General features: G+C 58.2%; 11 protein-coding genes and 1 tRNA gene. 3 read left to right on the plus strand and 9 right to left on the minus strand.

The genetic code is table 11. The features are described from left to right. Positions 1-132 precede the first annotated feature (132 nt). Positions 133-206 (minus strand) — tRNA-Arg (locus ACH2ED_RS02060). Positions 207-278: 72 nt separating this feature from the next. Between ACH2ED_RS02060 and eis the strand changes: the two genes are divergently transcribed. Beyond that, positions 279-1,433, plus strand: a complete 1,155-nt coding sequence (eis, locus tag ACH2ED_RS02065; protein WP_395088528.1) for an enhanced intracellular survival protein Eis — start codon at positions 279-281, stop codon at positions 1,431-1,433. 13 nt (positions 1,434-1,446) lie between these two features. Here the strand turns inward: eis and ACH2ED_RS02070 are convergent, their stop codons facing one another. Both ACH2ED_RS02070 and ACH2ED_RS02075 read right to left on the minus strand, forming a co-directional pair. After that, a complete protein-coding gene (locus ACH2ED_RS02070; RefSeq protein ID WP_395088529.1) occupies positions 1,447-1,767 on the minus strand; it encodes a hypothetical protein in 321 nt (106 codons plus the stop codon). Between the two features lie 24 nt (positions 1,768-1,791). Then, entirely contained in the window at positions 1,792-2,334 is a 543-nt protein-coding gene (locus ACH2ED_RS02075) for a hypothetical protein (RefSeq protein WP_395088530.1), read from the minus strand. A gap of 66 nt (positions 2,335-2,400) precedes the next feature. Between ACH2ED_RS02075 and ACH2ED_RS02080 the strand changes: the two genes are divergently transcribed. Both ACH2ED_RS02080 and ACH2ED_RS02085 read left to right on the plus strand, forming a co-directional pair. Further along, positions 2,401-3,048: a metallophosphoesterase gene (locus ACH2ED_RS02080; RefSeq protein ID WP_395088531.1), complete on the plus strand. Its 648-nt coding sequence runs from the start codon at positions 2,401-2,403 to the stop codon at positions 3,046-3,048. 7 nt (positions 3,049-3,055) lie between these two features. Next, positions 3,056-3,817 (plus strand): MTAP family purine nucleoside phosphorylase, encoded by a 762-nt coding sequence (locus tag ACH2ED_RS02085; RefSeq protein WP_395088532.1) that lies wholly within the window; start codon positions 3,056-3,058, stop codon positions 3,815-3,817. 52 nt (positions 3,818-3,869) lie between these two features. Here the strand turns inward: ACH2ED_RS02085 and ACH2ED_RS02090 are convergent, their stop codons facing one another. The 6 genes from ACH2ED_RS02090 to ACH2ED_RS02115 form a co-directional block, all read right to left on the minus strand. After that, positions 3,870-4,979, minus strand: a complete 1,110-nt coding sequence (locus ACH2ED_RS02090; protein ID WP_395088533.1) for an RNA-guided endonuclease InsQ/TnpB family protein — start codon at positions 4,977-4,979, stop codon at positions 3,870-3,872. Positions 4,980-5,126: 147 nt separating this feature from the next. Then, complete coding sequence (locus ACH2ED_RS02095) at positions 5,127-5,492, minus strand: DUF5615 family PIN-like protein (protein WP_395088534.1); 366 nt, start codon at positions 5,490-5,492, stop codon at positions 5,127-5,129. After that, positions 5,489-5,713 (minus strand): DUF433 domain-containing protein, encoded by a 225-nt coding sequence (locus ACH2ED_RS02100; protein WP_395088535.1) that lies wholly within the window; start codon positions 5,711-5,713, stop codon positions 5,489-5,491. Before ACH2ED_RS02100 ends, ACH2ED_RS02095 begins: the two co-directional genes overlap by 4 nt. 20 nt (positions 5,714-5,733) lie before the next feature. Then, positions 5,734-6,705 carry a Gfo/Idh/MocA family protein gene (locus ACH2ED_RS02105; protein WP_395088536.1) on the minus strand — a complete coding sequence of 324 codons (972 nt, stop codon included), beginning with the start codon at positions 6,703-6,705 and terminating at the stop codon, positions 5,734-5,736. 28 nt (positions 6,706-6,733) lie between these two features. Beyond that, complete coding sequence (locus tag ACH2ED_RS02110) at positions 6,734-8,869, minus strand: M1 family aminopeptidase (RefSeq protein ID WP_395088537.1); 2,136 nt, start codon at positions 8,867-8,869, stop codon at positions 6,734-6,736. 235 nt (positions 8,870-9,104) lie between these two features. Further along, positions 9,105-9,413, minus strand: a 309-nt coding sequence (locus ACH2ED_RS02115) for a phytanoyl-CoA dioxygenase family protein (protein WP_395088538.1), incomplete at its 5' end; no start/stop codon positions are given.

Consider the following 9,413-nt stretch of genomic DNA (forward strand, 5'->3'; position numbering starts at 1 on the left):
TATCGAGATCCAGGGTAAGAAGCAATTCACTACCACGGTTCTCTCTGACATTTCAGTGCAGGCTAAGATAACAAAAAGCCAGCCTCAAATTGAGGCTGGCTCGGTGGGAGTTTCGGGAAAAGATGCCCTAAGTGCACCCGGCAGGACTCGAACCTGCGACCTTCTGGACCGCAACCAGATGCTCTAATCCGCTGAGCTACGAGTGCAACGGGAGGTATTGTATCACGCCTAACCTCCCTGTCAAGGAAAAAATGGCATTCCTGTCGAACTTGCGGGGTATGTCTGAACTGCGTCTTCTTACTTCCGCTGACTATCTGGCTCATCGCCAGCTCATGAGCCATGCCTTTGGCCGAGGAGGGGTGGTGGAGCCTCCTACGGAGCCTAAAGAGCCCTCAAAAGAGACAATCGGAATGTTTGAAGGAGAGGAGATCTACTCCGCTCTGACGACCTGTCCCTTCACGGTTTACTGGCCTGGTGCTGTCATCGGCGAGCTGGCGATGGGGGGCATTGCGGGTGTGGCTACCTATGCCGAGGCGCGAGGGCAGGGGCACGTGGATCGGTTGCTCTGTGAGTCGCTGGTGCGGATGCGTGAGGCGGGGCAGCTTGTCTCCGCGCTCTATCCGTTCGCCTTTAGCTTCTACGGGCACTACGGCTGGGGCTGGGTGGGCGAGAAGTACGAGGTAACCCTGCCACTGCGCGAGCTTCCCGCAAGCAAGCGCCAGGCAAAGCGTCTCTCCGCTGAGGCAGCGGTTCCGCATCTCGCCGAGGTTTATCAGAGTGCTGCCTCGCGCTACCGAGGGGCATTTACGGCAGGCTCACGCAATTTCCCAGGCCTTCTTGCCGCCGATGATAAGCGGCTGACCTATGCCTATGTCACGGAGGGAGGCTACTTGCTCTGGCGCTACCCGTCGGGCGATGGGGCGGGGGAGCTGCGCGAGTATATCGCCGCCACGCCCGAGAGTGAGAGAGCGCTACTTGCCCTTCTGCGGGATCTTGGGGTGCAGACCAAGCGAGGAGCCGTGGTGCTTCCGGCAGACACGACACTGCTCTGTCACAGTATGCACTGGGATATAGAGCTGAAAATGCAGCCTGTCTTCATGGGGCGTGTGGTGGAGGTGGCCACCGCGCTCTCCGCACTGCGAACCGCACAGTCTGATTGCGCCTTCACACTCGCTGTCACGGACTCGCACGCGGACTGGAACACAGGGGTCTGGAAGGTGCGTGTCGAGGGGGGGAGAGTCAGCGCGTCACGGACGACGCAGACAGCACAGCTTACTTTCGATATTCAGAGCTTCTCGCAGGCGTTCTGGGGAAGCCCTGGGCTGGAGCGCTTGCGCCGGGCGGGCCGCGTTGTCGTGCACGACGAGGGCGCATTTACGCAGCTCTCGGCCCTACTTCCTTCCACTCCTGTGATGTGCTGGAACCATTTTTAGGTGGTTTTAAACTTTAAACACGCAGAGGCAGATCGAGTGGGGCACCGGCGGCGGGTTTGAAGCGAGCGGTGCGAAAGTGCAGCGCCCTCAGGTTGACCCGAATAATCTGAGGGAAGATTCCCAAGGCATCACGTGCCATCAGAGCATAGTCGTGTGCATCGTCGAGTGCCTCAAACAGAAAGACAAAGTCCTCTGCCGATGCCTCGTCACGGTGGACGACCAGCTCGTCCTGATCCCGGCCCTTGCGCCTCAGGCGCAAGCAGAGCGCTGTGCTGGGGAAAATAGCATCTAACTCGTCGGTGGACTCGTGGCGAGGATCATCAAAACGCTGCATACATTCTTTCGGGATTCACGGAATTCAGAGGTTCGGGTTCATCATGGGCTGGGAGTTTATACCCATAGTGGGAGTTCTCGGCTGGTAACGTGGGTTTTGTTCACTGCGTGCCCCAAACTCGTTGCGCAGCCGCATCTGGTTACTGGCAACGCGTACTTGGTAGCGGAGCTGCTCAAAGTTTTCCAGCATCGCCGCATCGGGATTGGGAGGCGCGGCAAAGAACGACTCCGGGAGCTTTGGGATCGGGGCTAGGGCAGGAGATGGCTGAAACTGTGGCGGCGAGAGCGGGCCTAGAGAAAGCGTGTTGCGCGAGGGAACCGGTGCCGAAAACGGACTCAGAGCCGGTTGGGAAGAGTACCCCGAGGAAGCTACCGCCGGATCTGGTTTAGGGGGAGTGAGCGCAATTGCCAGGCCAATCAGCAGAATCGAGCCCACGGCAACAAGGGGACCACCCACCTGAATCAGTGGGGATGTCCACCAGGGGTCGCAGTTGACACAGCGCCCGTCGTTGCCACGTCGGCGACCACACGCTGTACACCAGCCAGAAACAAAGGGATGGGTGTTCACTCTGTCCCCATCTTACTACCAGGGTATACCTCTTGTCAACGATGCAGAAAACGCTAAAATAGATTCATGCGTCTTCTCTTGCTCTCGGATATTCACTGCCAGTGGCGTAACTTCGATTCCGCTCACTACCCACCCGTAGACGTGATCCTCTGCGCCGGTGACATCACGGACACGGGGAGGTCGGGGCAGGAGCGCTTCTTAGAGAGTCGGGCGTGGGTTTCCGGGCAGGCGGCCCACGCCCCCTTTTACTGGATTCCCGGCAACCACGACCTAGATTTTGACGGCACCGAGTACGCTGATATTCCGCAAACACACTGCGTTCTCGATAAAACTGTCGCGCTCGGCCCGTTTCGCCTGCACGGCGTGAGCTGCTCGCCGTGCTACAACGCGCCGCAGCTCGCTCGCTACTGGGACTTTATGACGGCAGATCCCGAAGTCGAGCGCGCCGCCTACGCCTTCGAGCCCGTGGACATTGTCCTCTCACATGGCCCGCCGCACGGGCTCTGCGACGCGAGCTGGGATCGCTTCAGCGGCGACACGCATCTGGGCTCAAGGGAACTCACGAACTATATCGTCGCAAATGAACCCAAGCTCATCGTCTGTGGCCATATTCACGAAGCCGCCGGGGAGCGCACGCTTGGACAGACACGGGTCATCAATACGGCGCAGCACTGGACAGTCGTTGATATAATTCCTCTGTCGGATGAGGGCTAGGAGGGTTATGAGCATCGCAATTATTGGGGGAACAGGGGTCGGGCAGTTTCCGCTGGAGGGCACGCCAGAGCGGGTTTTAGTAAGCACTCGCTGGGGGGACGCCGAAGTGGTGCGGGGCGTGCTGTCGGGCAAGACGGTGTATTTTCTGGCGCGGCACGGCGGAGGGCACAGGCTGCCGCCGCACAAGATCAACTTCCGCGCCAATATCGCCGCACTGGCGGAGCTTGATGTTAAAGCCGTGTTTGCGACCACGGCAGTGGGGAGCCTGCGCGCGGACTGGGGGCCAGGGACACTGGTGGTTCTCGATGATCTGATTGACTTTTGCCTGACACGCACGGGCAAGACGTTTTTTGACGAGACGCCCGTTCACACCGATGTCACGCGGCCCTACTCGGAGCCGCTGCGTCAGGCGCTACTCGTCGTGGGGGAAGATGTCCGGGATGGGGGGATCTATCTGTGCGCCGATGGGCCGCGCTACGAGACAGCAGCCGAAGTGCGGCTTTTTGCGTCGTGGGGGGCGCATGTGGTGGGCATGACCGGCATCCCCGAGGCGACTCTGGCACGCGAGGCGGGCATCCACTACGCGGGCATCTCGCTGGTCACCAACCTGGGGGCAGGGATCGGGGAGGGGGAGATCAGCCACACGGGCGTGGAAGCCGTCATGGCCGAGACGGGTATCCGCCTACGCCGCCTGCTGATCGGCGCGATTGCACAGCTAGATACCGAGAGCCTTCCCGTTATTGGCTCCGGATCAGCGCTTGTGCTCTAGTCCTCGGAACGTGACTACTCCGCACGAATAAATTCGGCGGCTTCTGCAATGGTTAACCATTGATGCTGTGTAGCCCCACAGCGGCTTTTAGAATATTGAAAGCGGCGTTGGTATCTCTGTCCAAAGACAACCCGCACATCGGACAGTGATGCCAGCGCTCTTTCAATTTCTTTTTAGCGACGTTTCCACACTGAGAACACGTCTGACTCGTGTACGCAGGGTTTATCTCCGCTACTATCCGACCGGCGCTCTCAGCCTTGCCCGATAATACAGCGCGAAACATAGACCATGACGCATCGGATATAGATTTAGCGAGGCAATGATTCCTCACCATGCCTTTGACATTCAACTTCTCAACAGCAATCAATCCGAACTTATTCACAAGGCTTCTTGCTAACTGATGAACAAAGTCATGGCGGCGATTCCGAATCCGCTCATGAATCCGAGACAGAACCTTGTTGGCTTTTCGCCGCTCGGCAGAACGCTTTTTAGTCTTAGCCTGCCTCCGTCCGGCTTTCGCAAGGGCTTTCTCGTCCCTGCGGAAGAAACGCGGATTCTCCACGAACGAACCATCGGAGAGAGCCGCGAACTTCTCCAAACCGACATCAATACCGACAAATTCTTTAGATTCAGTGAGAGGTGTAGGCTCATACTCGCAGGAAAAGCAAGCGAACCACTTGCCTGCCTGCCGTCGAATCGTGCAGGTCTTGATACTACCGACAAGTTTTCGGTGAATGATGGCTTTGACAGTACCAATCTTAGAGATATAGATAGAGTTCTCGGTTAGTTTGCATCCAGTTATGCCTGCTTGTGGAAAGGTGATGCTGTCATAAATCCCAATCCCTTTCAATCTTGGATAGCCGGGTGTATCTCCTGCTTTTACCCGTCGAAAGAAGGATTGAAAAGCGAGGTCAACTCGAACTGCGACGTTCTGAAGAACCTGTGAATGAATAGTTTTAAGTTCTGAATGCTCTTGTTTCCACTTGCTGACTTCCGCTTGCTGCCGATACAGAGATACAGTTTCTTTTTGTATGTCATACAGTGCTGTGCGTTGATTTACGAGGCTGTTATAGACTTCTCTGCAAATCTCAAGAGTTCGGTTCAAAACCGTCTCTTGCGCTCTGTTTGGAAGGATTCTATATTTTAAGCAAATCACGCTCATACAGAAAGTGTACCGCAATTCAACACAATAATCAAGTATCTGTCGCCTTCGGAAAGGCGACGCGGCTTATATCCCCACGGCGGGGCACCCTTTGGGTAGCGGGGGCATTACGCCGCTCTTTGGTAAACCGCGCCGCCGAGCCCGAGCCTAAAGCGGTAGTTTGCGCAGACGAATCTTGTAGGTGGCATCCACACTGGCAACCACTCCCTCTGCAATATCCTCAGTGATCTTCGCTAGAATTTGCAAGATTAGTTGAGCCATCGGTTCGGCACGCAGCCCCTCGACACGAATACGAATGACGGAAGGGGCGATTGCTCCCGAGCGGGCGAGTAGCGTGTGAAAGTCGGAATCCAGGGTAATCACGGCTCGTCCCTCCTGATGCGCTCGCTCCAGAATCGCTTCATCGGTCGCTTCAGCCATTCCAATTTCACGGGTATGAACCACATCGTAGCCTTGCTCACGTAACAGAGCCGCACTGCGGTGCGGCAGTCCTTGATCAAGCAAGAGTTTCATGCGTTCAGAGAGATAACTTTGTCTTCCAGCCGCGTTGCGGAGAAGAGAAGAACTTGACGAATGTCTTCTTCTTCCAGCTCAGGATACTCTTCAAAAAGCTCGCCACGATCTGGGTAGGTACTCAAGACCTCCAGAACACGGCGAACAGTGAGCCGCAAATTACGGACGCAGGGTTGACCGTTCATACGCTTGGTATCCGTGGTAATGCGATCTAGAATCATAGAATCACCTCATTATTTTATCATAGGGAGGAGAGTACAAGCGCTTGTGCTCTAGCCTGAGCTACCCCATCTTCACCGGGCTCTAAAGAAAGTTCCGAATTCCGGATGCAGGCGGCGAAGTGCTCGACTTCTAACTGAAACTGGTCGGTGTGCTCGAAAAAGAATGCCTCTTCGGTGTCGGAGTTGTTGGCACGCACAAGCACGCGCACGCCGCTCTCACCCACTTGAAATGCCCGCTCTACGGTAATACTTCCCTCACGCCCGACTAGCTCGTAGCGGCTGGTGAACGCTTGGTCAAAGCCCCCGATTAGGCTCGCCGTACGGTTATTGGGAAACGCGAGAAGCGCCGCCGTGTGGCTATCTACGCCCGATGTAGGATCGGTAATGGCAATGGCTTTTGCCTCGGTTGGTTCGCTCTCCAGCAGCCAGCGGGCGGCGTTGAGCGGGTAGACTCCGACATCGAGAAAGGCGCCGCCTCCCTGCGCGGGGTTCCAGCGGATACCCGCGTGGTCCGCCGTGGCCGGGTAGGTGAAGATCCCACGAAAGTGCACGGGCTCGCCAATTGCGCCGCTTCGGAGTACCTCGAATACCTTTTTATGCTGCGGGTGATGCCGGTACATGAAACCCTCCATCAGCCGCAAGCCAGACGCCGCCGCCGCACCCGCCATCCACTCCGCCTCCGACACACTGAGTGCCAGCGGCTTGTCGCAGAGCACGTGCTTGCCCGCAGCCAGCGCCTTCACCGTCCACTCCGCGTGCTGGTCGTTGGGCAGAGGAATGTAGACTGCCTCGATATCCGTGTCGGCAAGCAGCGCGTCGTAGCTGCCGTACGCCTTGGCCGCGCCGTGCTTCCCCGCGGTGGCTTGTGCTTTCTCAAGCGAGCGTGAGGCGACCGCGTGCAGCACGGCATTGCCCGCGCTTTTCAGCGCCGGAGCCATCCGGCGCTCAAACACACGGGCGCAACCCAGCACCCCAAACTTGACTTTATCCATAACTTCGTCCGCCCTTTGGGCCATCTCCCTACCGCCCGCGAGCAGGCCGCTGTCCGAGCTTCTTGGCCTTCTCGATCTCCGTGGCGTAGGCTTTATCATCCCAGGCGGCGAGAGTGCCCGCGATCGCGGCGCAGTTGGCGTAGGTCTCTTTCTGGGTGAGCAGCGCGATGAGAAGCTTGGCATCGGCGGGGTCATGCTTGAGCTTGCCCAGCGCCCGGATGGCATCACCACGACGCGCATCACTCACGTGCATCAACAGACCACGCCAGAGGCCACGCATATCCTCACGCTCCAGACGCCCTAGGCCATCGAGGCTGGCGAGCGCCGGGAACCGAAGCGTATCGGACTTTCCGAGGGCGGCGACGGCTTGAATCACCTCCTCGGAGGGGCTGTCAGCGAAAAGGGCTTGCATTGCGACGGTTTTATCGAGCCCGACCGGAGCGTGCTTGAGAATCGCCAGGCGCTCGTCGGGGGCAAACTCGTGCTTGAGCTCGCGTAGAAAATCGTGATCCGGGTCCAGGAGCACGGCGGCGGGCTTGGAGAGGGCCTTGATCTTAATGATCTGCTCGGGGGCGTTGAGAGTGACATTGACCCGGTTTAGGCTCTCGCGGATTAGGCCGATCTTGGCGGGAATCATGTAGATCGGGGTGCCGTCGCTGGTGTCCTGGGTTTGTTTTACCGTGACCACGACCTCGCTGGCTGCCTCGTCCCAGCTCCAGGAATACTCTAGCACCGGGTGGCCGGGCTTGAGGAGCCACTGCTGGAAAAAGGGCTCGCAGTTGATCCCGCTGTAGTCCGTGAAGGCGCGGCAAAGATCCTCCCACTCCACGGGCGTGTGGCGGTGCTGGGTAAGGTACTTCTTGATCCCTCCAAAGAACGGCGCATCGCCTAATTGTCGGCGTAAGGTATGCAGGATCACGCTGCCCTTGGGGTAGGTATGGCTATCGAACATCACTTCGGGGTCGCGGTAGAGATTCGTCGAGACCGGGCGCTTGTAGCGCCTCGCCTCGCTTAAGTAGCTGCGCATGTTGCCGTCTACTTCGCGGTCGTAGGAGTTCTTACCCCGGCTATGTTCAAAGTAGAGCACCTCCATAAAGGTCGCAAAGCTCTCGTTGAGCCAGACCTCACCCCAGTCTTTGCAGGTCACTAAGTCCCCGAACCACTGGTGCGCTAGCTCGTGCGAGTTCAGGCTCGCCATGTTACGAAAACCCGAACGGAAGTCGGTGAGGTTGCCCATCCCGAGCGTCGTTGAGGAGACGTTCTCCATCCCGCCGCCAAAGTCGTACATAGCGTTCTGGGCGTACTTGGGCCAGGGATACTTGACACCAGTGATGTTGGAGAAGAACTCCAGCATGTCGGGAGTGTCGCTAAAGCTGGCATCAATCTTATCCGCGTAGCCTTTGGGCACCACATACCAGAGCGGCACATCGCGCCACTTGTCTTTTTTGATATCAAAGGGCCCCGAGACCACTGCCATAAGATATGTCGCGTGCGGCTGGCTCATCTTCCAGTGGGAGATTCGTCGTCCATTGACCACTTTCTCATCTACGGGCAGGCCGTTGCTCACGACACTCCACTCCGCCGGAACGGTCGTAATGGTCTCGGTGGTGGTGAGATCGTTGGGGTAGTCCCAGGTCACGGCCCACTCGCGGTTGCCCGCAGTCTCGCCCTGGGTCCAGAACCCCTGCTTCTCTTTGTTCTGGTCGTTGGGATTCATCCAGTGGAAGCCATCGCCCTGCCCAAAGCCGCCGCCCTGAATCGCTCCGCCCGCGTAGGTGAAGCGCACCAGCAGGGGCTTGTCTTTTGCCAGGGGAGCCGGGAAGCTCACGGAGACAATGTCGCCCTCGCGGGTGAAGCTCAGGCTCTTACCTCCTGATTGAGCGGTCTTGACCTCGATATTTTTTCCGGCATGGAAGTGCAATACACTCAGCCCCGGGCGTAGCGGCGCGACAGTATTCGTGGACGCGCCGGTGAACTTTCGGCCCGGCCAGTCAATATCTAGCTCCACTTTCAGATGCTGGAGGTCGAAGTCACGGTCGGGGGCGTACTGGAGTTTGGCGGCGGGCGGCGCAAAGGGATTCCCCCCGCCCCCGCGCTGCGCAAGGGCGGGCACAGTGGCAAGGCCCAGGGCGGCAAGTGCTAAAAAAAGACGATTGCAAGACATGGGGGCATTTTACCTGATATACCCCTTGACCTAAAGTTCGCTTTAGCCTACAATGGATGTATCTCAAGAACAAGGAGGTGGTGGCATGCACAACAGTCATAGTCTCCGAGGGGGTCTCGCGGGCTGATTTTAGCTCGTGAGCTTGTCTCATGGGTCATGATGACTCCCAGAGGCGAGGCTTCCTCGACGTGAGCGGCCCGGTGGATTCGCAAGAGTCCGCCGGGCCGCAGCGCGTTTAGCCGCCCATTTTGACCTCACCACCCATCGTCACTTCACTGCCGCCCATTGCTGTGCCATTGACTCTCAGAATAGGATTGTCGTTGAAGTCGTCGGAGAGGGGTTTGGTGGTGCAGCACGACGGGTCCACGCCCGCGAGCATCATGCCCTGACCACGGCTCTCGTGCGTGCGGATGCAGGGCGGATCGAGCGGGTCGCGCATCTGGATGAGCAGCGTGGTGCGTGCCTCACTGCTGGCGTTGATGCCGCTGCCATGGATCGTCAGGTAGCTAAAGAAAAGCACGTCCCCGGCCTCGGCAGGGCAGGG

It is taken from the genome of Armatimonas sp. (genome assembly GCF_043757465.1).
Taxonomy (GTDB): domain Bacteria; phylum Armatimonadota; class Armatimonadia; order Armatimonadales; family Armatimonadaceae; genus Armatimonas.

Bases quoted from the DNA above. Each gene is read 5' to 3' on its own strand.
- ACH2ED_RS02095 (WP_395088534.1), bottom strand. From the start codon at position 5,492: ATGAAACTCTTGCTTGATCAAGGACTGCCGCACCGCAGTGCGGCTCTG.
- ACH2ED_RS02105 (WP_395088536.1), bottom strand. From the start codon at position 6,705: ATGGATAAAGTCAAGTTTGGGGTGCTGGGTTGCGCCCGTGTGTTTGAG.
- ACH2ED_RS02085 (WP_395088532.1), top strand. From the start codon at position 3,056: ATGAGCATCGCAATTATTGGGGGAACAGGGGTCGGGCAGTTTCCGCTG.
- ACH2ED_RS02100 (WP_395088535.1), bottom strand. From the start codon at position 5,713: ATGATTCTAGATCGCATTACCACGGATACCAAGCGTATGAACGGTCAA.
- ACH2ED_RS02080 (WP_395088531.1), top strand. From the start codon at position 2,401: ATGCGTCTTCTCTTGCTCTCGGATATTCACTGCCAGTGGCGTAACTTC.
- eis (WP_395088528.1), top strand. From the start codon at position 279: ATGTCTGAACTGCGTCTTCTTACTTCCGCTGACTATCTGGCTCATCGC.
- ACH2ED_RS02090 (WP_395088533.1), bottom strand. From the start codon at position 4,979: ATGAGCGTGATTTGCTTAAAATATAGAATCCTTCCAAACAGAGCGCAA.
- ACH2ED_RS02110 (WP_395088537.1), bottom strand. From the start codon at position 8,869: ATGTCTTGCAATCGTCTTTTTTTAGCACTTGCCGCCCTGGGCCTTGCC.
- ACH2ED_RS02070 (WP_395088529.1), bottom strand. From the start codon at position 1,767: ATGCAGCGTTTTGATGATCCTCGCCACGAGTCCACCGACGAGTTAGAT.